Below are 24,142 nucleotides of genomic sequence, written 5' to 3' on the forward strand. Positions count from 1 at the left end.
CGATTCCTTGTTATAAGGGCTAGACTAAAGTTTCAATAGTTAATTCATTGTTCACCAGACGAAATTTTGCCGCCTTGCCGACAAAATTTTCTGGAATTTTCTCGCTGAGCCAATATTGACCTGCAATAGAGGTGAGCTCAGCGTTTAAATGGGTACAGAAAATCTGGCTTTCTTGATCACCAGATGCGCCTGCCAATACGCGTCCACGCAGCACACCATATATATGAATATTTCCATCAGCGATTAACTCTGCACCAGCGCTCACATTATTTGTCACAATAAGATCACTGTTTGGTGCATAAATTCTTTGTCCTGAACGAACAGGTGTATTAATTATACGAGTTTTTTTGAAAATAGGTTCAGTCGGTTTATTTTCTTGAGCAAACGCTTTTTGACTTTTACCTTCTTTCAATAAAGGAAGTTCAGATTTTAGAACAAATTCTCGTTGTTCTTCGTTTTGACAACCGCTGATGCCAACAATGCGCAACCCAACGGATTCAATGGCTCGGTGGAGTGCGAGAAGATCTGCATCAACAGGGAGGGCAGATATATTGATAACAACGGGAGCATTTTTCAGGAATTCGGGCGCTTGCTCCATTTTTTCCTGCATAGCTTTATGAATAACTTCCGGTTGGTCATCATATAAATGAACGACCGAAAGTGTAAAATTACTGCCTTTTAGCTCAATTGGCGATTGTGACATCGATATTCTGACTCAGCAAGGTTAAGTTTCCCAAGGTAGTTTAACAAATATGTTCCAAGCCTCGGGGAGACAATATTCTTAAATATAATAAGCATGTTATAGTTAGTGAATTATTCAAGCAAGTCACAGCGTTAATTTAAAAGAGTTTATAACAATGATTTGTGTAATCTACAGAAGCCCAAAACGTGACCAAACATATCTATATATTGAAAGAAGAGGGGATTTTTCGCGCGTTCCTGAAGATTTGTTAAACGCATTTGGTGAACCTCAATATTCAATGATGATTTCATTAACAGAAAGAAAAAAACTGGCTAATGCTGATATTGAAAAAGTAAAAACCGCGTTGAATGAGCAAGGTTTTTACCTGCAAGTGCCACCACCAGTGGAAAATTTGCTCAATGCGCATCTGGCACCAAATAAGCCGTCTAAGCAATAAAAATCGCTGGCAACTGTCTGATCCTGAATTGAGGAGGAGCCGATTTATGAAATTAATCACTACTGGGCTAACCTTATTGACAGCAACTCTGCTAGCAGGGTGCAGTACATTAAGTGGTAAACAATTGTACAATCCATCCGTGTTGACTTCACGATCCCAAGCTGAAGCCAGGGCATTGGCGCAGGATTTTCCATTGAATACTCGTGAGCCATCACAGTTTCCCGCTTATGTGATCTTGCTAAAACAGCAAGCTAGAGAGCAGGGGATCAGTGAAAAAACGTTGGATCGGGCATTTGCCAATATCCATTTTATTCCGCGCGTCATTAAAGCCGATCGTAACCAGCCAGAAAAAAAAGTGACTCTGGATGATTACCTAAACCGCGTTTTACCAGCCTGGAAGATTGAACAGGGTGCCAAGGCATATGAAGAGAATAACTCCCTGTTAGAAAAGATCAGCCACAAATATGGTGTACCTCAAGCCTATGTTGTTGCTTTGTGGGGATTAGAAAGCGGTTTTGGCAAATTTCAGGGAAATGAAGATGTCATTTCGGCTTTATCTACGCTGGCTTTTGAGGGACGTCGAGAAGTGTTTTTTATCAGACAGTTACTGGCAGCGTTAGAAATAATTGAAAATCAATATATTGATAAAGATCGGGCACTAAAAGGTTCTTGGGCGGGCGCAATGGGACAAAACCAATTTATGCCAACCTCTTACTTAACGTATGGTGCCGATGGCGATGGTGATGGTCAAATTGATATTTGGCGTAATAAAGCAGATGTTTTTGCCTCGACTGCCAATTACTTACATAAGGAAGGATGGAAACCAGGCTTGCCTTGGGGGTATGCCATTTCGTTACCTACAGGCTTTGATATCGCTTTAGAAGGTGTTAAACCCGAACAAGGAAAAACCATTGCTCAGTGGCAGGCATTGGGGATTTCATCTCCACATTTTGCTAAGTTGCCGGCAGAGACTAAAGGCTGGATAGTTATCCCTAATGATTCGGCTCAACGGGCATTTTGGGTGACACAAAATTTCCGCACCATTATGCACTGGAATCGTTCTTACTATTTTGCCCTCAGTGTTGGTATGATGGCAGACGGTATTATGCAACGTACTTATTTTCTCACTCGCTGAAAATCAAATCCTGAAAACAAGATAAAGGAACCATGTTATGTATCAACATCGGGATTGGCAGGGGGTATTGGTGGATTTTCCTGCTAATAAGGTTGTTTGTGTCGGTAGTAATTATGACAAGCATATGAAAGAAATGGGCTCTCAATCCACTGAAGAGCCTGTGATATTTATCAAACCTGAAACCGCGCTGTGTGATCTGCGCCAGCCTGTTTTCATTCCACAGGAATTAGGTGTTGTGCACCATGAAATAGAATTAGCTGTTTTGATTGGTTCAGCACTTAAGAATGCCAATGAAGAACGAGTTAGTCAGGCGATTGCAGGTTTCGCAGTTGCACTGGATTTGACATTACGTGATTTGCAGCGTGAATTTAAACAATCGGGGCAACCGTGGGAAAAAAGTAAGGCATTTGATCGATCATGCCCGATATCAGGCTTTATTCCTGTCAATGCCTTTGGTGATCCACAAAATGCCGAACTTTCTTTGACAGTCAATGGTGAATTACGTCAAAACGGCAATACTAGTGACATGCGAATGCCTATCATCCCGTTGATTAGCTACATGTCGCGTTTTTTTACCTTACGTCCGGGCGATATTATCTTGACGGGAACGCCTGAAGGCGTAGGGCCATTGCAATCTGGTGATGTGTTAAATGTTTCTCTCAATGAGCACGTTTTGACAACCAGAGTGATTTAACTACGAGGAATGACAGAAATTATGTCTCAACCTTTCTGGCAGGTGAAAACCTTAGAACAAATGACAGATCAGGAGTGGGAAGCATTATGTGATGGTTGTGGTCAGTGCTGCCTGCATAAGTTGATGGATGAGGATACGGATGAAATTTATTTTACCAATGTTGCTTGCAATCAACTGAATATTAAAACCTGCCAGTGCAAGAATTATGAAGATCGTTTCAGATACGAGCCTGACTGTATCAAATTGACCCGTGAGAATATGAATACCTTTGAATGGCTGCCAAAGACGTGTGCTTATCGTCTGATTGGCGAGGGACAAAGACTCCTTCCTAATAAGTGACCTGGTGCTTAACTGTCGTCCCGCTTCGCAGATACTTGTGTGGCGAACAGAAAATCACGGCGTCAAGCGAGCATTGGGAAGAGCATATCCTTAATAAACCCATGTAATTATCTTTTGTTTGATATAAAAGGGATTTTATATCATGCATCGGATGTTGTTGCTTCAAATATAAGTCAAATAATATGTAGAAAAATTGTGCAGTTTTGTGAAATTGAGCACATTTATTAAGGTTGCTTTTGTTATAATTACAAATGTTTATTATTTATTTTTATGGTAATCATTCTGGGTCAGAAAACTTTTATTAACATGAATAATGACTATATAACGATTATTGTCTGAGGACGAGATGAACCAGGTTAAAAATGAACAGGAGTAGATAAGCTATTTAATACTAACTATCATCTTGCCCTAAGAATGTCGAAATCAGATATAATATCCGATTATCTGGAGGTAGCCATTCTTTATTTTTTCCTTAATCACCTATTTCTCTAAGCTTTCTCGATAATAGGGAAATAGCATCAGACTGTTGAGTGGAACTTAGATTCCTTGATTAAAAGGTATCTCAGTATTATTTTTTGGGGAGGTAAGTATGAGATATTCGTTATTGAGCAATACTAACAACTGGATGAGTTGCGTCGATGACGGTAAAAGTTTAGCGTGCATATCTATTCCGGGAACTCACATCAGTTGTGCCAAAAAAGGAGCGTCGGGGCAACCGGGCTTTATTGATAGAAGTATTGCTACACAAAATTCGGATTGCACAATAACAAAACAACTGGAAGACGGTATCCGTTATCTGGATATTAGATGTTGTGCCATTAATGACGTATTCGCCATCCATTTTGGTAAGTTTTATCTCAATATAAACTTTGGTGATGTTTTAAATGAATGCATTTCCTTTTTGGAGAATAATAGTTCTGAAACCATTGTTATGAGAATAAAACAAGAAGGATCATCTATTCTTGATAGTGAATTTTTAAAAATATTTAATACACATTATTCAAGCTATCATAGCAGCATGTATCTGGAGTCTACTATTCCAACACTTGGTGAAGTAAGGGGAAAGATTGTTATTCTTTCAGAGGTATCTACATTGCCAGGAATTCCCTATAGTTCTATAAACGTTCAGGATGGGAAGGATAAGGATGGGAAGAATATTGGTTTCAATGAAGAAAATAAAAAATCAGCAGTAGTTAACCTGATTAATGAGTCAACGAAATCAAATCGAAATAATGATACATCTGAAATATATTTAAATCACTGTAGCGCACCAGAATTCCCAGTCACTGGAGGCCCAGAACTGTTTGCCCGAGTATTTCTACGCATTCTGACCAAGGAATTTAAAGAAGGGGTGGGTTGTGATTTGGTAGATAACTCGAAAAATGAGGCACCACACATTGGGATAATTGCAATGGACTTTTATACTAGTGCACTGGTTGTCGAGATAGTAAAGAGGAATGAAAATAGAGACCTATATAATTTTCCGATATATTCTATTTTTAACGAATATTATGGGAAGCATTATTTCTATGCTTCTTTATATATGGATTCAGAAGGGGACAGGAGACAGGTTTTTGGCTGGGCTCCGGGAAATAAGGTAATTAACGGTTTTTGGATGTTAATTCCTTACGATGAAAACAATGAGCAATATTATATATTTAACACCTATTATAAAGAGTTTTTGTATGCCAGTACTTTTATTGAGGATAATAGAAGAACTGTGTTTACCTGGATTAATGGTGTGCCAACGAGCGAAAGCGTCTGGACTATAAAAGATGGTAACATTTATAATGAATACTATAAATGTTATCTCTATGAAAGCAGTCTTTCATATGCAGAGAATAGAAAACTTGTCCCGTGTTGGGCTCCGGGCGATCAAGTGGCACAGGATGAGTGGAAAATGACTTTTGAAAACAAATCAGGCAATTAATTTTATCATAAAAGACTCACGAACAGGATACATTGTGTTTTCTGTTCGTGAGATTTGTAGCATTGTATTTTGGTTAAAAAGATTACCCAGTTAATATTGAATAATCATAACCGTAGAAGCGTTTGTTAGTGATTATTGAAAATTATCAACAATATTTGGACAAACCTTTCCAGAAACTAATTGCTGAATATTTTGCAAAGTTGTTTCACTGATACTGGTTAAGGCTTCTTCGGTTAAGAATGCCTGATGGCCGGTGAATAGCACATTATGGCAAGAAGATAAGCGGCGGAAGATATCGTCTTGAATAACGTCATTTGATTTATCTTCAAAGAATAAATCTCTTTCATTTTCATAAACATCCATACCCAGCGCACCAATTTTTTGTTGTTTTAGTGCATTAATAGCAGCCACAGAATCAATTAAGGCACCTCGGCTGGTATTGACAATCATCACGCCATCTTTCATTTTGTTGAACGCTGTTTCATCCAATAAATGGTGGTTTTCCGGTGTCATGGGGCAATGCAAGGAGATTACATCCGATTCCGCATATAAAGTATCCAGATCTACATATTCCACACCTATATTCAAGGCCTCAGGATTGGGATAGGGGTCATGTGCCAGTAAACGCATACCAAAGCCTTTCAAAATTCGTAAAGTAGCAATACCGATTTTTCCTGTTCCGATAATACCCGCAGTGCGTTTATACATGTTAAAACCAGTTAATCCTTCAAGAGAAAAATTGGCATCGCGGGTACGTTGGTAGGCGCGGTGGATACGTCGATTAAGACATAACATCAATCCAACAGTATGTTCAGCAACGGATTCAGGAGAATAAGCAGGCACTCTGACAATCTGGATACCTAATTCTTTCGCTGTATCCAGATCGACATTGTTGAATCCGGCACAGCGTAGTGCCAGGATTTTGATGTTCATCTCTGCCAGTTCTTGCAGCACTTCCCGGCCACCATCATCATTGACAAAAATACATATGGCATCTGCTCCAACGGCATTTTTGGCGGTTTGTGGACTTAAAGGAAAATCAAAAAACTCGATATGATAATCAAAGCCAAGTTTTTGGTTGAGCATTTCAAAATGCTTACGATCATACTGCTTTGTACTGTAAACAACCAGTTTCATAACAACATCTCCACTATACAGTAACTATAGAATCATTCGAGCCTGCAAAAACTGCCTGCAATAATGACGCTCCTGAAGGTTCTAAGCGTTATCTTTCGCTATACTCGAATAAATCGCCGAATAAGCTATTCATCGGGATAGCTTGTATAATAAATCGGCTTAGAGCCTGATATGAGATTATCATAACAGGAAGTTGTTCTCAGGGTGATAAGAAGAGACAAGGGTTTAATGGCAAAAATACTAAAAGTGTTTGCAGTGATGGTAGTTCTGTTGGTGTTATTGGGATCGGTGGGATGGTATACACTTCCACGTTGGTTACCTTTGATTGCCAGTTATTGGTTGCCACAGGGTGTCACTTTTTCTTTGAGCCAACCTCAATGGAAAAATAGTGCATTGTGGTTAGACGAACTGTCATTGCAGACAAAAGAGTGTGAATGGGTCAGGATCTCTGGGTTATCTGTGGAATACTTATCCGGGAATCGCCATTGGAATATTCATGCCACCAATATTGACAGCCAGAACCAATGCCTGGCTCAACTTCCTGTAGCAGAAGAGCAATCAGCCCCGCTATCTGTGCAAGAGATATTATCCGCAATACCTTCGCTTAGTCTTACTGTTGATCGGCTGGCTCTTATGCCTTGGCTCGAATTTGCTGGCAAACTTCAATTGAGTTCATCATCCCAAGGGCAAATGTTCTCTTATCAAGGGGAAAAATTAAAACTCAATGCACATATTGCAGATAAACAAGATCTCATTGTGCAGAGTTTTTTTGTGAAGCTACCTGAACAGGTGATTTCCCTGAATGGAAATATTGCATTGCCCTTAAATACTGCAACGCTACCAAGACATGGCCAAATCATAGCGCACGTATCTTTGAGCCAATATCCCGAACCATTGCAAATGGCATTGAGTTGGCAGGAACAGCGCGGGTTGTTCACCGTTATTAAAGAAAAAAATCAGCAGCTATTGGCAGAATTACCTTGGTCATTCGACGAATCGCAGCTCCAGATTGTTAATGGAAAATGGCAATGGTTGGAGAGTCATCAAGCGTTGTCTGGACGAGTAAATATTACACTTGAACAATGGAAAAAAGGTCTGTCAGGCATGTCTGCCAGTGGGCGGATAAGTCTAGTTACTCAAAATAAGCAGGGTAAAGGCAATGTTGTTCTTTCCGTGAAACCAACCCCAATCAATATAACCAATGCTCATATTCCGTTTCAGGTTACCGGGCAAATGAATAGCGGCAGGATGGTTATGACGATGTCATTGCCTGCTGTTATAACAGGGCCATTGGTTGATCCTAAAATTATTTTTCGTCCAGGTGCCCTGTTTCGGGCATGGGGGAGAGTCAGTGAAACATTGACTGTCAAGGAAGCCAGATTACCTTTAGCGGGCACTTATTTGACTCTTGGTGGTTTTACTGGTCGCCTTCAAGCCATTGTGACGGCACAAGACAGCTATTGGGGGAGATTTAAGCTACATCTGGATGGTTATGCAAAGGATTTTATACCCGATCAGGGAAATTGGAATTGGCGTTATTGGGGAAATGGGCATTTACCACCGTTACAAGCCAAATGGGATATCGCGGGCAGGGGAAGTTGGAATCAATCAAAGATAACAGTAGATACATTAAATACCGGCTTTGATCTTATCCAATATGGTTTCGTGAAGATGCAAGCACCGCGATTAAAACTGACAAATGCGTTAATTTGGGAGCGGGCGGTAGATCGTCCCAGCTTAACGGGAGATTTACAATTATCTGCCCAGAAAACAGAATTTCGTTCTGGTAGTTTTTTACCTGCTTTTGATTTTAAAGCCACGCTTGCAGGAGGATCCCCTGATAACTTTCTGTTGAATGGTAAGCTGTATTCTAACGGCATTGGCCCCATTCCCTTTTATAGTCGTTGGGATGGAGAGCGATTAAGGGGAGAAGCCCGCTGGCCGAGGCAATCTTTATTAGCCTTTCAATCTTTAATTCCGCCAGATTTGGGGATTACCGTGCTTGGTGGAACTCTCTATGCTCAGGCTGCTTTTTCCGCAGCAAAGGGGCAAGGATTGCTGGCTGGTGGTCATTGGGTGGTCAAAAATGCGGGTATATGGCTGAAAAATGGGGAAGTTAATGACCTGAATTTTGTTTTGCCATGGCGTTTACAGGAGGACACGTGGCAATTAGGGTTGAGATCGCCCGTCCAGTTGCGGATCAAGGCAATTAAGGGCCTGTTTGATATGCAAAATGTAACAGCCGATCTGCTAGGATACTATCCCGCAACAGACAAACAGCCATTGACGTTGACCAATGTGAATGTAGATATGCTGGATGGAAAATTGGCGATGGATCAATTACAGATCCCACAAAAAGAAGCTGCGGTATTGCGGTTTAACAAACTGAATTTGAGCAAATTATTTGGCGTATTGAAAGTCAAACAAATGGCGATGTCAGGAAAAATTTATGGTGAATTACCCGTATTATTAAACGATAAACGTTGGATTATTCAACGAGGATGGGTATCCAATGAAGATTATCTGACATTAAGGTTGGATAAGGACACAGTTGATTCTATAGGAAAAAATGACTTATCGGCAGGTATGGCAATGGATTGGTTGCGTTATTTAGAAATCGATCGGTCAAAAGCTTACGTTACGCTCGATAACTTGGGGATCTTAACATTGCATTCAGAGATTAGTGGAGTAAATCCCGTGGTGGATAGAAAACGTGAAGTCAGGCTTAACTATCATCATGAGGAGAATATTTTTCAATTATGGCGTAGTCTGCGTTTTGGCAGCAATCTGGAAGAATGGTTGCAGAAAAATATATCTGTGATAAGTGGGAGTGATAAATGATAACAAATATTGGATTCAAGTTGCCAATAGCAAGAATGAGTGTAATGTGGATTAGCATAGCCTTATTCTGTATGGCATTGATGGGCTGTCTCAGGTTGGAAGTGGCGACACCGGATAAGCCTATCAACATCAATATGAACGTGAAAATTGAGCATGAAATTCATATTAAAGTTGACAGGCAAATTGAAGATATGCTTAAAAATAATTCTAACTTATTCTAAGGGCTAACACATGAAAAAAGTAGGAATGATATTTCTGTTAAGCCTGTTATTCAGTTCTTTTGCTAATGGCATGACGTTGAATGAAGCAAAACAACAAGGGCTGGTGGGAGAGACATTCAGTGGCTATCTGGCACCAGTAAAGAATGCCCAAGAAGCCCAAACAGTAGTGAAAAAAATTAACAATGAGCGGCAAAAGAAATATGCGGAGATCGCGGCTCAAAACAACATGACGACAGAGCAAGTTGCCAGGATGGCAGGAGAGAAGTTGGTAAACCGCGCAGCTTCAGGTGAATATGTGCTTGGTATTAATGGTAATTGGGTGCAAAAATAGGGGAATGATCGGTTTGACTAGAACATAAAAAAATTAAGCTCTACATTTTATGTGCTATATAATTAGTTAACATTTATTGCACTTATCCTTCTTTGTTTTTCTAAGAGTGGAAGTTATTTGGCGTGTGACATAGCTACTGGTAAGGAAGTACCGAACCAATCAATATATGTATATATTTTATGTGCGCTGTGTTCTAATTGAGTATAAGCATAATGTAACAAAGGATAATATTTTACATCAAGCTGTGTAGATTTATGCATACTGCATTTATATTAATCAATGTATTATTTATTCTTCGGTATGACTTTATTAAATAAATTAAAAGTCACCTTCTAAAATACTATATATGCATTGCAATTTACAACACGATATGAAACCTGATTTCTCCCCGCTACGCGGGGAGATAATAAGACGCATCTTGAAAGGCGATTGGTATAAGTTTTTATTACTTCTCTTAATTTCGTGATATTTTTAAGCAACGGTTTTTTCAGATTGCTTCTGTCCCATTTTCGCTATGATATCATCTATCGCGTCACGGGCATCTTGATGTGTCTGGTTAGCGGATTCGGCTCCCTTAGCTAAGCCTTCAGCAAATATAAATTCCACATCTGTAATGCCGATAAATCCAAAGAAAGTGCGTAAGTAGGGTGTCACCAAATCTGTTGGACTGTTTTTGTGAATGCCGCCCCGGCTGGTCAAAATAACAGCGCGCTTGCCTTGTATTAACCCTTGTGGGCCTTTTTCAGTGTACTGGAAAGTTACACCAGCACGGGCAATCAGATCAAAATAGGCTTTTAGTTGAACAGGGATTGTGAAGTTATACATTGGTGCGGTGATGACAATAACATCATGTTCTTTTAACTCTGCAATTAATTGATCTGACAGGGCCAATACTGTTTTTTGACGTTCTGTCAATTCTGCATCGCTTGGACGCAAGGCACTGACTAACTCTCCGTCTAGTACTGGAACTGGGTTTTCAGCCAGATCACGTGTGGTAATGTTGCTCTCTGAATGATCAGCTAACCATTTTTCAACAAAGTAGTTAGCCAGTTTATTGCTTTGGGAATATTGCGCCAGGATGCTGGATTTCAGAACCAGTACTTTACTCATTCTCTACTTCCTCAGTTATCTACAACCCAAGTTACCTAAGATACTAATAACTTCATTGATAATATTGCTTGTGAAGCATATTTTATATAGGGAATTGTTCAGTCAATAGCTTAATATTTTGAGATATTCATTCAAATTTATTGAATTAAGCGATGAATTGGTGAGGGGAGTACGTGAGATCACTCAAGATATGTTACACTTCTAATATTGTTATGTCATAAAAAAACAATCCTCTGAGCCTGCAAAGACAGCGCTACTCAGTTAAAAAACGTCACAAGGATTTATCACGTGAAATCACCTTTGACAGCACCATTTGCTGAATTATTCGCTGAACTTGATCACACACCGCTGCGCGATCAGTTCCGTTTAAAAAAACGTCTGCATGGAGCAGCAAAAATTAAGAATCAAGTCTCCTTGCAGGCTGTAGCACAATCCATCGCTGCGGATATAGCGACGGCAAAACAGAAAATTATGAATCGCCAGGCTGCGTGTCCTTCGATTCAATATCCTGAAAACCTGCCGGTTAGCCAGAAGAAAGACGATATCTATAAGGCTATTCGGGATAATCAGGTTGTTATCATTGCCGGGGAAACCGGTTCAGGTAAAACAACTCAGATCCCCAAAATCTGCCTTGAATTGGGAAGGGGAGTTAAGGGGTTGATCGGCCATACTCAACCCCGTCGTTTGGCAGCACGTTCGGTTGCTAATCGTATTGCGGATGAACTGGAAACACCGCTTGGCTCGACGGTTGGTTATAAAGTTCGTTTTAACGATCAGGTCAGTGAAAATACGCTGGTCAAATTGATGACTGACGGTATTCTACTGGCAGAATTACAGCAAGATCGCTTGTTATTGCAATATGATACGTTAATTATCGATGAAGCCCATGAACGCAGCTTAAATATCGATTTTATCCTCGGTTATCTGCGCCAATTACTGCCAAAACGCCCAGATCTAAAAGTCATCATTACTTCTGCAACTATCGATCCTGAACGCTTTTCCCGGCACTTTAATAATGCCCCGATTATTGAGGTATCTGGACGTACTTATCCGGTAGAAGTGCGTTATCGTTCCGTGGCGGGTGATGAGCATGACAGTGATCGCGACCAGCTTGAAGCTATTATTGATGCGGTGGATGAATTAGGGCGTGAAAGCTCAGGCGACATACTGGTATTTATGAGCGGTGAACGAGAAATTCGTGACACGGCGGATGCCCTCAATAAGCAAAATTTCCCACATACCGAAATCTTGCCACTTTTTGCACGGTTATCTAACAGCGAGCAGAACAGAATATTTCAACCCCATGTTGGCCGCCGTATTATTCTGGCCACCAACGTGGCGGAAACGTCCCTGACTGTACCTGGCATCAAGTACGTGATTGATACCGGTTTTGCACGTATTAGCCGATACAGTTATCGCACCAAAGTGCAGCGCTTGCCGATAGAACCGATATCGCAGGCCTCTGCCAATCAGCGGAAAGGGCGTTGTGGCCGTGTTTCGGACGGGATTTGTATTCGCCTTTATTCGGAAGAGGATTTTTTATCACGTCCAGAATTCACCGATCCGGAAATTTTGCGCACCAATCTGGCCTCCGTTATTTTGCAAATGACCTCCATTGGGTTGGGGGATGTCAGCGCCTTCCCGTTTGTTGAAGCGCCGGATAAACGTAATATCCAGGATGGAGTTCGTCTGTTGGAGGAGTTGGGGGCTATTGATCCGGAGTCATTGTCAGAAGGGGGTTATCGACTGACTTCAATGGGGCGACAATTGGCTCAGTTGCCTATCGATCCCCGCTTGGCACGTATGGTACTGGAAGCTAAGGTACATGGTTGCGTTCGTGAAGTGATGGTGATTGCTTCTGCATTGTCAATTCAAGATCCACGGGAACGACCGTTAGAAAAACAGCAGGCTTCTGATGAAAAACACCGCCGTTTTGCGGATAAAGATTCAGATTTCATCGCCTTCCTGAAGTTATGGGATTTTCTGGTGGAACAGCAGAACGCGCTTTCCAGTTCCCAGTTCCGTAAACTTTGTCGGCAGGATTATCTGAATTATCTTCGTGTGAGGGAATGGCAGGATATTTATACTCAGCTACGGCAGGTTGTGAAAGAAATTGGGTTGCCGATTAATAGCCAAGAAGCTGATTATCGCAGTATCCATGTTGCTTTGCTGTCAGGGTTGTTATCCCATATTGGGCAGAAAGATACGGATAAACAGGAATATACCGGTGCGCGCAATGCCCGTTTTTCCGTTTTTCCTGGCTCTGGGTTATTTAAAAAACCACCAAAGTGGGCGATGGTGGCTGAATTGGTGGAAACCAGCCGTTTATGGGGACGTATTGCCGCGCGCATCGAGCCTGAATGGGTAGAGCCATTGGCGGTTCATTTAATTAAAAGACACTATAGTGAACCGCACTGGCAGAAATCTCAGGGAGCGGTAATGGCAATGGAAAAAGTTACCTTATATGGTTTGCCAATTGTGACGGGGCGTCTGGTCAATTACAGCCGAATCGATCCCATGTTATGCCGCGAATTATTTATCCGCCATGCACTGGTAGAAGGCGATTGGCAAACTCGTCATTCGTTTTTCCGCGCTAATTTGAAATTACGTGAAGAAGTAGAAGAACTGGAACATAAATCTCGCCGACGGGATATTCTGGTGGATGATGAAACCTTGTTCAGTTTCTATGATCAGCGCATTGGCAAAGACGTTGTTTCATCGCGCCATTTTGATCGCTGGTGGAAAGTTGCCAGCCAGGATCAGCCTGAATTGCTCAACTTTGAAAAGAGTATGTTAATCAAGGGAGATGCAAACAAAGTCAGTGCGTTGGATTATCCAAATTACTGGCACCAAGATAACTTGAAATTCCGTTTGAGTTACCAATTTGAACCGGGAACCGATGCTGATGGCGTAACAGTGCATATTCCTTTACCGGTATTGAACCAGGTCAAAGATGAAGGATTTGATTGGCAAATTCCGGGCATTCGCCATGAATTGGTTGTTGCGTTGATTAAGTCATTGCCAAAACCAATACGTCGTAATTTTGTTCCGGCACCTAACTATGCGCAGGCATTTCTGGAGCGTGTGACACAACCCCAGGCCCCTTTACTGGATAGCCTTGAGAAAGAGTTGCGTCGCATGACGGGGGTGACAGTGTCACGTGATGACTGGCAGCTAGAACAAGTACCTGATCATTTAAAGATCACATTCCGCATTATTGGAGAGAAGAAAACGGGTGAAAAAAATAAATCGTTAGCAGAAGGCAAAGATCTGTCTGCATTGAAACTGAAATTGAAAGAAAAAGTCCAGGAAACGCTTTCCGCAGTTGCAGATGATGGTATAGAGCAAAATGGATTGCATATCTGGAGTTTTGGAACATTGCCTGAATGTTATGAGCAGAAGCGTGGGGGCTATTCTGTTAAGGCATTTCCGGCATTGGTGGATGAGAAAGACAGTATCGGTATTAAACTATTCGAAACCGAGTCCGAACAACAGAATGCTATGTGGGAAGGAACGCGCCGCCTGTTATTGTTGAATATTCCATCGCCGATTAAATACTTGCATGAAAAATTACCAAACAAATCTAAACTGGGGCTGTATTTCAATCCATATGGAAAAGTATTGGATTTGATTGATGATTGTATTTCCTGTGGTGTTGATAGATTGATTGCAGAAAATGGTGGACCAGCTTGGGATGAACAGGCATTTTCCAGTTTGCATGATAAAGTTCGTGCTAATTTGAATGACGCCGTGGTTGATATTGCCAAACAAGTTGAGCAAATCTTGACTGCGGTCTTTAATATCAACAAGCGCCTGAAAGGGCGGGTGGATATCTCTCTCGCACTGGCGTTATCTGATATTAAAGAACAAATTTCTGGTCTGGTATTTAATGGATTTGTGACTTCCCACGGTTGGAAACGCCTGGCAGATGTCTTGCGCTATTTGAATGGTATCGAACGTCGATTGGAAAAATTGGCGGTAGATCCTAATAAGGATAGGGCGCATATGAGCAGAGTTGAAAATATCCAGCGTCAATGGCAACAATGGTTGGCAAAATTGTCTGTTCAACAGAAGCAGTTAACGGAAGTAAAAGAAATTCGTTGGATGATTGAAGAACTTCGGATCAGTCTGTTTGCCCAACAATTGGGTACTGCGTATCCAATATCGGATAAGCGTATTTTACAGGCGATGGAAAATATCGCGTCGTGATAAATAGGGGCAGTTGTGGCTTACAGCTGCCCAAAATACGCTTAAAAGAATCCATTACTATTTTAGTTACAACATACTAGTTTAACTCACTAACACCCCCCACTTAACAACATTACTATCAAGCAGGAGATAACTATCATTTACTGATATGTAAAAGTGATTGTTGCTGTTGCATCTGCTTTGCCCGGCTTAATTTCTGCTTCCGTTTGGATATAACGGGCGATTAATGGGATAGTTATATTTCCACCAGACTGCGTGGAGCCAAATACAACGGGAGTACGCATCGTTATGGGATGGTTTTGATATAATATTTGTAAACCAACTCCTTTTGCCGCGACGTTGTCATTATTGTCCAATGCCCAGATATCTTGGGTATTCCAGTTTACCGAACGGCCATCTAGCATCAACCCAACATCCACATTAGCATCGCAATTTATATTGATATCAAAACGTTGCATTCCCGCTGTACTGTAAATGCCGCGAAAATCACTTTTTTTAATATCCCCCATATTGACTAAGATATTTTTTTGATTGAGAGAGCAACCTTTGGTCATGATATAGGTATTCGACAAATAGAAAGTATGGACGGGGAGATTGTGGCCTAATGTCGCACGGGTCAGTTTTGCCGGCTTAACCATCCCCGAACCGGTTGTCTGTGCAGTCTTGATTAACTGTACAGTTAAATAACCCCATGATTTACCGCAATATTGTTTTTTCCAATGAAATTTGGACGGAGCAGGGCAAGTAATAGGATAGGTGGCAGTTCTGGGGAACCAATCAATACCATGACCCGCTTCCCAGGTGTTAATGCGGATACCCACTCCTGGAACACCGGATTCATAAATGGCATCCTGATTATAGTTTGCAGGTGTGAGGTCGGGTTGTTCCCATATTGTAGGCAAGGAAGTATTGCAGAGGGCAATATTGTCTTTTTCATCCACTTGATCCAGACGTATCTCTTTGATAGTTGTCCCGATAGGATGCTCCCTAGGAATTGTAATTATTCCAAAAGAAACTGGAGTCATACCAGGTACAAAACCCGCAGAATATTGGCAATAATGGTTCGCTAAGCTAGAAAAACTACTCATCGTGCCGATGAGAAATGTACTTGCCAATAATAATTTTAATTTGTTGGCCATAGAATAAATTCCACTATTTTTATATATATGCATTAAACTTCAAGTTGCAATTTACAACATTATGTGAAGCTTGATGTCTTCCCGCGAAGCGGGAAGACATCACACGCATCTTGAAGTTAGATTGGTATATGCCATTTGCAAGAGATTATTTGCAAGAAGCTTCAACCATATACAAACCTGAAGCAGGTTCTTCATCAGAGAGTCGATAGTTGGCATAACACTCTTGTATTTCTTTATATCCCCATTTAACCCATATCCGACCAAATTTAGGAATACCACTGAGATAAACTTGCCCATTATTACTGACAATTGCATTGTTGGAAGCATCAATATCATGCTGTTTTTCCAGTGTCACAGTTGCACCAAATGGGATCTCTTTGCCTTGATGAGAAAGTATCAGTAAAGCGCGATAACCAATACGAGTCTGGAAATTAGCCAGTGTCAGTGAGCCTTGAGTTGGAATAATAGTTTGCGTATTGATATCAATATCAACGTTATTACCCATTGAATGTGTATCCAGGGCAATGCGATTTTTCCGATAGCTACTGGCATAAGGCACAATGGCATAGCCTTTCCAGTCAGTTTTGATACCAGCATGGTTTTGCACTTTGATTGCTGAAGCACCATTGGCGCGCACTAATACCGGTGTATCCCCCAAAGGCTGGGAAAGGGTGATACCATAAGGATGTGCGACAATCCCACCATTTAAACCATAAGTAAGTTGTTTGGCGTATTTGTCGTAATTGTAACCAACGTTGACCTGGCCATATGTTCCTTTATATTCTGCGCTGATATTTCCGCCAACGCTTTGATTACGGTCAGTATAATTTTGCTGAATGCTATAAATCAGATTGCTATCTTCAAAAGCTGTACCATTTAAGCTGACTTGGTGAGATGTATCACTGCTTTTGTTGCTAGTCATGCTATAGCTTACCCAACTATTTTTCAGCCAACGATCAAAGGGAACTTGCACACTGAATGAAACGATTTGTTCACTGCGATTTGAACCGGGGAAAGAGCTATGAGAATAATTCAAACTATAATTGATTGAATTGTAACTTGTGTTATAACCCGCACTGATATTTCTTTCGTAGCCTTTTTGATACCAGTAATCTTGTTGAAAAGCAGATAAATAAAGGGTTCCCCAATCACTAAGGGATTGATTAATATGTAATTGTAATTTACTGCGTTTATTGCTGCTCCTTCCATCTATTGCAGTATTCAATTCATTTGCTTCTTTAAAATCGTAAAAATTTTGTGTCGAATAACGATAACCTGCAAGAGTGAGGTTAGTGCCTGTCTGAGAGAGATCTTTAGCATATTGGAAACGATAAGATTGACCATAATGACTGGAATTCGACATTAAACTGGTTTTAGCATAAGTTACATCAAAAGAAAGGGAACCCCAGTCGAAAAGGCTATAACCTGTCCCTAAAGCTAATGATTGATAATCTTTGGCGATTGTAGTTCCACCATAGGCAGTGACACGATTAGAAATACCATAAATTACCGTACCTTGCATAAAGTAGGGTTCTTTTCCATAGTGTGAATTAGATTGGTATTTTCCCAAGGTTAGCGAATGTCGTAGGCTATTTTCTCGTAACATAATCGGTACAGTGGAAAAACTCTGCACAGAACGGTGTTCTTTCCCATTAGCTTCTTTGACAATAACTTCTATATCCCCGGTTGAAGTTGTTGGATAAAGATCATTGATGACAAAAGGTCCAGGAGAAACGTAAGATTCATAGATAATGTAACCATTTTGTTTGATGGTGACTTGGGCATTGCTTTGGGCGATCCCTCTAATTATTGGTGCAAATCCTTTTAGACTATCGGGCAACATATTATCATCGGAAGACAATTGCATACCACGAAACTGAACGCTATCAAAGATAAGTGAGGGAGTATAACTGTCTCCAAATATTAATTGGCTTTTCAATGCATGAATATCTCGCTGAAGATATATATTGATATTCTGCCATTTTCTATTTTGACTACTGTAAGTTGAATAGTTACGCAAACGCCACGCTTCCCAATTAATGCCCGTTCTAAGATTGAGAAAATGGTTTTTCGTTGAACCTGCTTGCTCATCCTGCCAAGTCATCGAGCCACTATAGCTATAGTTGACCAACAGGGACGTGAGTCCCTGATCCCATAAATGAGGTGGCACATAGTCTCTTGCCTGATTTTTCAAAGCTGCTTGGGGAATACTAATATCCAGACGTTGATGTTTGAAATCGAAAGACGTTGATGCGGATGGAATATATTGTCCAAGATCAGAAAGTTCAGTTTCTTCAGGCAAAGTAAGTAGTACGGGGAATGAGTCAATATTTACCCCAATATCCTTGAGTTGTTGTATCTTAATTTTGGGAGATAGCTTGTTATTGAGGATAATAAAATCGACATTCCCTGTATCACCTTTTCCCGATTAAGGTAGATATCTACCCAATAGCGACCGGGAGGTTGTTGATCATCTTGGGTAAAGATAGATAGATCAATATCTTCAAAACCTGAATGAATTTCTAACGCATTGATGTTGAAATACTCTTCAGCGTAAGTTTTATTGTTATACATCCAAAGGGATGTGGTTAACAATGCACAAAGAGGCACTTTACAATATAGACAATGCAAGCTTAGCTTGATAAGCAACGTCCAATTATCAGGACTATTTTGTTGAAGATAATGACGATAGTTATCCATAATAAATTTCTAATAGTTTTTTAATTACAACTTGCGTCTTTCTTCTGACGTTACACCACCAAAGTCATTAATCGTTTTCCAAGTTACGTGATTAATATTTTTTATAGGAATATCCCAACTCAATTGTTGAAAAGGTGGGATCATTCCCGCAGATTTAATCTTGTAATTTTCTACATTGTTGCTGGTAGCTAACTCAGAAAAAGAGATATAGTAGGGTGTTGGGTTTTCTGCAATGAGTTTGTTCCCATTGGTTTTAAACTTCAGGGTCTTATAAGCAATACCGGCATTGTCAGATAAGTTGGCAGGGCGATAGAATAGCTTAAACCGAGATTTTACCGTGATTTGCAATTGATTTTGTTCTGATTTTGTTGTAGCAGGAATAGATTTAATATTGAGCCAAAACAAAGACTCTTTGTCATCAGGTAAATCATTGCCAATTTTAACAATTCGTAAAACATTCTCATTCTCGGCTGTTAATTTAAAAAGAGGGGGGGTAATAATAAAAGGCGTTTTGGTTTTATCATTCTCACTTTCAACCCACGATTGAATGAGATAAGAGATATCAGTTTCTGGATTATTAATAGAAATAGAGGCTTCTTTCTGGTCACTAATATAAACAACACGTGTGCCGCCAATGACGACGCCAGCAAAAGAGATATTCGTATTGAAAATGTAGATGAGAATAAAAATTAAAATGCGAAAGTATTTCAAAGTGATTGCTCCAAACAATATTTAGACCAGAGTGATATTGTTTTGGCTTCCCTGCCATAACTTCCTTTGCTTATAGGTAAGTTAGTTATAGATAATAGTGAAATTAGCTACTGCGTCACCCGCACCTGGAGTCACAGTTTTAGCTGTTGCAATGTATTTGGCAACGAATCTCAATTCTTCGGTTTTTCTTTGCGAGAAATACTGAGGACGTGAATTTTCTGCCAGATTGATCATGGTATTACTATCATCTTCATAAAGTGCAATTGCGACACCTTGAGCTGGATTCTCTCCTCCATTACCAGTTAACGCTAAAAATCGGCTACTAGCTCTGTCTGACTGGCCGTCAAATTTGACCTGTGCGTGTTGGTAATTTTGTGGGCAGTCGGTCAATTTAATACTAAAACGGGTAGGGGCAGAAGTACTATAAGCTCCAGAAAATGAGTTTGAGCTGATAGTTCCCATATTTACGGTTTGATTAGCCGAATTTGAATCGACTTTACACGCAGTGGCGGTAATTTTTCCAGTAAATTTAATTTGCCCGTCAGCAGCATGAGCTGCGGACATAAGTACAGATGAAACAAATAAAGATGAAATAATTAGCTTGGCTTTCATGTTTTAATACATCCTACCTCTGACGAATTTACTCGACAGAGAAACAGATTATTAGGTTAATGTTAATTCCGTACATAAATACGGCCACGGATTACTAGATTTACTTCTAAAAATTAACGACTCATATTCTCTCATCAACCGATGAGATAAAAATATAGTAGCGAGTAATTAACAAAGATCAAAATAATAACTTGACTAATCTCATAATTTGAAGTTTTTTGCTATTAAGAAAAAATTAATAGAATTGTTATGCATAACATGGATTTTTTTCTGAACATCAATGAATTTTTATTCTGTCTTATAAGATTAATTATTAATTGATAGCACTCTGTATACAGAATATATCTTAATTTTAACCCTTTGTTAAAACTTTAGATAAATTATTAAGAGATTATTATTTATTTGTAATGCATATTTTGTTTTTAGATTTTTAAATCTAATTATTTTAATTAATTAAGAGATTAAATCTATACTTGGGCTAAATGAAAATAACTTATATCTACTTAAAATTAACTTTTTATTGACTAATTATTTATAATAAATACCTTGTTACAGCTTAAATCCCATTTATTTTAAAAATATATTGATGTAGAAACATAAGTAATGGTTATGATTTGGCTACAATGTAACCTGCTCCTTATTACATTAGTTACAACATACTTTTTAAAAAACAAAAAAGGGAGAAAATAAATCCTCCCTAAAACTATTTCAATACTAATGCATTAAATGCCATATAGATGGAATTGTTACCAGAAACAGAACCAAAATGGTTGTTTTTTCTATAACAGTTAACGGTACTCTTTCTTGATTTTGTCTGCGTGCATATAGAAAAACCAGTAATCCAGGAGCGTATAGTACTACTGAAAGTAAGAGGTTCATTAGCCCCGAAGCATAAAGCAACCATAACCCATAAGTACAAGAACCCAGAGCAATAAAGAGTAAAGCACGGCTACTACGTTGAAAGGAAACTTTCACTAAAAATGCCCCGACAAGAAAGTAGGGGACAAGGATCATTTCAGAAGCAATAGAGAGTAATGTGTTGTAATTACTGCCGCTTAGCCAAATTAAAACCAAAGAAAGTTGAACGGCACCATTTGTGATCCAAAGTGATGATTCAGGAGCTTTCTTGCTATTTTGTTTTTTGAATACTTTAGGGAATGAGTCGTGTAAGGAAGCGATAAACGGTACTTCTGCTGCCATAATTGTCCAGCTCAAATAAGCCCCACAAACAGAGATGATCAAGCCAGCAACAATCACGATTTCACCCGCAGAGCCTATTAACTTAACCATCAAAGTGGCCATAGAAGGATTACGCATATCCGCTAACTCTGGTCTGGTGACCAACCCTAGTGAAAGCAAAGTAGTCAACACATATACCCCTAATGCTGAAATAACAGCCAGTATAGTTGCGATACCAATATCTTTACGCTTTTTAGCTCTGGCGGAAACAACAACAGCACCTTCAACACCAATGAAAACCCATAGTGTGATTAGCATCGTGTCTTTAACTTGCTGCCAAACAGGAACGCCCATCTCAATGCCGCTGAAATCAAAAGAAAATACGTCCATTTTGAAAGCGATAACAGCTAAGATAATAAATAGCGTTAATGGTAATAATTTTGCCATTGTCGCCAACAGGTTAACTCCCGCAGCCGTTTGGACACCACGCAATACCAACCAGTGAACAAACCAAAGTAAAATAGACTCACCGATTAACGATTGCCAGGTATTGCCATCGCCAAAAATTACTGAGTGTTCGGTATCAGTGAAAAAACTTAATGCGGCAAAAACAATAACTAAGTAAGAGACATTGGCAATAATGGCACAGAACCAATATCCCCATGCAGAACAGAATCCAACTAACTCACCAAAACCTTCTCTTGCGTAAGTGAAAATCCCGCTATCCAAATCAGGACGAAGTCGTGAGAGTAAAAGTAAGGAAGTGGCTAAAAAGAGAATACCTATGCCTGTTATTCCCCAACCAATCATTAATGCAGCAGGACTGCCTACTTGTGCCATGTTTTGCGGCAAACTGAATACGCCGGCACCGACCATAGAACTGAGTACCAGTGCAGTCAGAGACGTAAGGCCTAATTTCTTTTCCAAAGATAGTTCCTAAAAATAATATAATCGACACGACTGGGTAGAATACTTGTCCTGAATATCGAACACATATTGGACATTTATTGCATCCATGCTATGAATTGCAGAACAAATTCAGTAGATAAATCTAAAAGCAGGGCGATTCTACGGAGTGAAAGAGCTGGATGCAATGGTTGACTATGCAAAAAAACATAAATTTTATGCACAAAATCATGGGTAGGAATAAGAAAACAGATTACAGATAATTTTTTAATGCATGTTATTACCTTAATCAACATGGAAGTGCTTACAAGATAAGCATATTGGATAATATTGGCTGTAAATTTTACAATATTAAAACAAGCAATAAACATTTATATGAGGGGTATTGATGAAAATGAAGGATAAATAGGGTAGTTTACAAATCTTTCTGTATTTTAATGTTAGTGAATTTTTTATCTATAAATGATGTAATATCAAATAGATAAGATAAAAAAAGCACAAATTTTCTTTGTGCCTTTTTTATCGCTTGCTGAACGATAATAATATGATTATTTGAATAAATCTGCACTGATGGTGACATTACCACCATTAGATTGCCATTCTCTAGTAATATGGTAGTATTTTGCCCCTTTTTCTGCCGCACGCTTGGCAACCTGATAAGAAACCTCCGGTGCGGTAGTATAATAACCATAAAAGGTAATAGAATCGAATGGGACCATTTGAGCCGCTGATGCTTTATTCAGCTCTTGAATTTTAGTGCCATCAGGTAGAGTAACGGTGTAACGACCACCTTTTGATGACTGAGTTTCAAAAAAACGCCCGACTATACTGCTTGTTGAAGTTGAAGAAGCAACACCTGGAATTTCAACTTTTCTGGATTCTTCCCCACCTTTTGCCAGAGCCTGGCGCCCCGCTTCAGAATCGGCTGGGATCACAGCTTCACTAGACTGAACCTTACGTTTTGGCGCATCTTCTTTATAAACATATGCTGTGACTATTTGATTTCCACCATTATTTGGTGAAATATCACGGACAATATAGAAAGACACAGCATCTTTCTTTTTAGCTGCTTTGGCGATGGCTTCTTTCAGATCAGGATCAGTCGGGAAATAACCATTAACAGTTACAGTATCGAAAGGCTCTAAAGTAATAGCTTCAGTTTTAGGTAACTCTTTGATGCCACGATAGATACGATAGTGAGGCGTTTTATCTGCTTTTTCCGCATCTTTGTGGTATAAATCGGCGACAACACGTAAATTACCACTTCCATTAAGATCATCGAGACTCTGAATGTAAAAACTGGCAGCCCCTTTTTTATCTGCCTGACGGGAAACTGCATCCGCTGCTTCATAAATTGCATTAAAGCGGCCAGTAACTGAAATTCGCTCAAAAGGTTTAAGCTCTGCCGCCTGTTCTGGTGTTAATTCTTTAGCTGCATGTGCAGCGGTTATCGTGGTTAGTGAAAACATCGCAGTAGCGATGATCGTTGTCTTCAGCTTCATAAAAAATCCTTTCGCCTTGCGCATTAAAATATTTATAACGTGCTGAACATTGTTATATATCACATAGGTCGTAATTATTACATGTAATAATGCTAATTACCGCAAGAAATTATGCCTACTAAAGAAACGTTTGCTAGCCCTTAGTATAAGATGCTAAGAATTTTAATAAATATAGTAATTTATACAAGATAAATAATTATTTACATTAAAAGGTCATTTTGTTTCTCTCATTTTATGATAATTCGTTGACATTATTTTCTTTAAGTTACTATTTGGTATTCTATTGATAGGTCTTGTTGATAGCAGC

Annotated in this window: 18 protein-coding genes and 1 pseudogene; 9 read left to right on the forward strand and 10 right to left on the reverse strand. The window is 39.6% G+C overall.

Translation table 11 applies throughout. The annotated features are described in order from the left end of the window. Nucleotides 1-19: 19 nt before the first annotated feature. Nucleotides 20-703: a septum site-determining protein MinC gene (gene minC, locus AAC853_RS09300; protein ID WP_340614380.1), complete on the reverse strand. Its 684-nt coding sequence runs from the start codon at nucleotides 701-703 to the stop codon at nucleotides 20-22. Between the two features lie 154 nt (nucleotides 704-857). Here minC and AAC853_RS09305 point away from each other — a divergent pair, with 154 nt between their 5' ends. The 5 genes and pseudogenes from AAC853_RS09305 (at nucleotide 858) to AAC853_RS09325 (ending at nucleotide 5,237) form a co-directional block, all read left to right on the forward strand. Next, the gene (locus tag AAC853_RS09305) at nucleotides 858-1,139 is read left to right on the forward strand and encodes a YcgL domain-containing protein (RefSeq protein ID WP_338882253.1); all 282 of its coding nucleotides are present in this window, start codon (nucleotides 858-860) and stop codon (nucleotides 1,137-1,139) included. 46 nt (nucleotides 1,140-1,185) lie between these two features. Next, entirely contained in the window at nucleotides 1,186-2,274 is a 1,089-nt protein-coding gene (locus AAC853_RS09310) for a lytic murein transglycosylase (RefSeq protein ID WP_340614381.1), read from the forward strand. A 37-nt stretch (nucleotides 2,275-2,311) separates the two neighbouring features. Then, nucleotides 2,312-2,968: a fumarylacetoacetate hydrolase family protein gene (locus AAC853_RS09315; protein WP_340614382.1), complete on the forward strand. Its 657-nt coding sequence runs from the start codon at nucleotides 2,312-2,314 to the stop codon at nucleotides 2,966-2,968. A gap of 18 nt (nucleotides 2,969-2,986) precedes the next feature. Beyond that, a pseudogene (locus AAC853_RS09320) lies at nucleotides 2,987-3,292 on the forward strand (YcgN family cysteine cluster protein); the annotation flags it as partial. Between the two features lie 604 nt (nucleotides 3,293-3,896). Continuing rightward, complete coding sequence (locus tag AAC853_RS09325) at nucleotides 3,897-5,237, forward strand: phosphatidylinositol-specific phospholipase C domain-containing protein (protein WP_340614383.1); 1,341 nt, start codon at nucleotides 3,897-3,899, stop codon at nucleotides 5,235-5,237. Between the two features lie 132 nt (nucleotides 5,238-5,369). Here the strand turns inward: AAC853_RS09325 and AAC853_RS09330 are convergent, their stop codons facing one another. Continuing rightward, nucleotides 5,370-6,374, reverse strand: coding sequence for a 2-hydroxyacid dehydrogenase (locus AAC853_RS09330; RefSeq protein WP_340614384.1), 1,005 nt, complete (start codon nucleotides 6,372-6,374; stop codon nucleotides 5,370-5,372). A gap of 228 nt (nucleotides 6,375-6,602) precedes the next feature. Here AAC853_RS09330 and AAC853_RS09335 point away from each other — a divergent pair, with 228 nt between their 5' ends. Genes AAC853_RS09335 through AAC853_RS09345 form a run of 3 tightly spaced genes read left to right on the forward strand, consistent with a single transcriptional unit; the run spans nucleotide 6,603 to nucleotide 9,767 of the window. Beyond that, a complete protein-coding gene (locus AAC853_RS09335) occupies nucleotides 6,603-9,215 on the forward strand; it encodes a YdbH family protein (RefSeq protein ID WP_340614385.1) in 2,613 nt (870 codons plus the stop codon). Between the two features lie 35 nt (nucleotides 9,216-9,250). Continuing rightward, on the forward strand, nucleotides 9,251-9,436 hold the full coding sequence (locus AAC853_RS09340) for a YnbE family lipoprotein (protein ID WP_338805397.1): 186 nt from the start codon (nucleotides 9,251-9,253) through the stop codon (nucleotides 9,434-9,436). Between the two features lie 10 nt (nucleotides 9,437-9,446). Beyond that, complete coding sequence (locus AAC853_RS09345) at nucleotides 9,447-9,767, forward strand: YdbL family probable chaperone protein (protein ID WP_338882261.1); 321 nt, start codon at nucleotides 9,447-9,449, stop codon at nucleotides 9,765-9,767. Between the two features lie 471 nt (nucleotides 9,768-10,238). On the opposite strand, the gene AAC853_RS09350 is transcribed toward AAC853_RS09345, so the two are convergent. Beyond that, complete coding sequence (locus AAC853_RS09350; protein ID WP_338882262.1) at nucleotides 10,239-10,877, reverse strand: FMN-dependent NADH-azoreductase; 639 nt, start codon at nucleotides 10,875-10,877, stop codon at nucleotides 10,239-10,241. Between the two features lie 288 nt (nucleotides 10,878-11,165). Between AAC853_RS09350 and hrpA the strand changes: the two genes are divergently transcribed. Continuing rightward, on the forward strand, nucleotides 11,166-15,086 hold the full coding sequence (hrpA, locus tag AAC853_RS09355) for an ATP-dependent RNA helicase HrpA (RefSeq protein WP_340614386.1): 3,921 nt from the start codon (nucleotides 11,166-11,168) through the stop codon (nucleotides 15,084-15,086). A 140-nt stretch (nucleotides 15,087-15,226) separates the two neighbouring features. Here the strand turns inward: hrpA and AAC853_RS09360 are convergent, their stop codons facing one another. The 7 genes from AAC853_RS09360 to ydgH all read right to left on the reverse strand — a co-directional run bounded on the left by AAC853_RS09360 (nucleotide 15,227) and on the right by ydgH (nucleotide 23,835). After that, entirely contained in the window at nucleotides 15,227-16,225 is a 999-nt protein-coding gene (locus AAC853_RS09360) for a fimbrial protein (protein ID WP_340614387.1), read from the reverse strand. Between the two features lie 145 nt (nucleotides 16,226-16,370). Continuing rightward, nucleotides 16,371-18,620, reverse strand: coding sequence for a fimbria/pilus outer membrane usher protein (locus tag AAC853_RS09365; RefSeq protein ID WP_340614442.1), 2,250 nt, complete (start codon nucleotides 18,618-18,620; stop codon nucleotides 16,371-16,373). Beyond that, nucleotides 18,557-18,925: a FimD/PapC N-terminal domain-containing protein gene (locus AAC853_RS09370; protein ID WP_340614388.1), complete on the reverse strand. Its 369-nt coding sequence runs from the start codon at nucleotides 18,923-18,925 to the stop codon at nucleotides 18,557-18,559. Before AAC853_RS09370 ends, AAC853_RS09365 begins: the two co-directional genes overlap by 64 nt. 24 nt (nucleotides 18,926-18,949) lie before the next feature. Further along, the gene (locus AAC853_RS09375; protein WP_340614389.1) at nucleotides 18,950-19,636 is read right to left on the reverse strand and encodes a fimbrial biogenesis chaperone; all 687 of its coding nucleotides are present in this window, start codon (nucleotides 19,634-19,636) and stop codon (nucleotides 18,950-18,952) included. 81 nt (nucleotides 19,637-19,717) lie between these two features. Then, the gene (locus AAC853_RS09380) at nucleotides 19,718-20,248 is read right to left on the reverse strand and encodes a fimbrial protein (RefSeq protein ID WP_338882267.1); all 531 of its coding nucleotides are present in this window, start codon (nucleotides 20,246-20,248) and stop codon (nucleotides 19,718-19,720) included. Between the two features lie 714 nt (nucleotides 20,249-20,962). After that, on the reverse strand, nucleotides 20,963-22,354 hold the full coding sequence (locus AAC853_RS09385) for a basic amino acid/polyamine antiporter (RefSeq protein WP_340614390.1): 1,392 nt from the start codon (nucleotides 22,352-22,354) through the stop codon (nucleotides 20,963-20,965). Between the two features lie 527 nt (nucleotides 22,355-22,881). Then, on the reverse strand, nucleotides 22,882-23,835 hold the full coding sequence (gene ydgH, locus AAC853_RS09390; RefSeq protein ID WP_338882270.1) for a DUF1471 family protein YdgH: 954 nt from the start codon (nucleotides 23,833-23,835) through the stop codon (nucleotides 22,882-22,884). Nucleotides 23,836-24,142: the final 307 nt, after the last annotated feature.

Origin of the sequence: Xenorhabdus thailandensis (genome assembly GCF_037996785.1) — a bacterium.
In the GTDB taxonomy this organism is placed as follows: domain Bacteria; phylum Pseudomonadota; class Gammaproteobacteria; order Enterobacterales; family Enterobacteriaceae; genus Xenorhabdus; species Xenorhabdus griffiniae.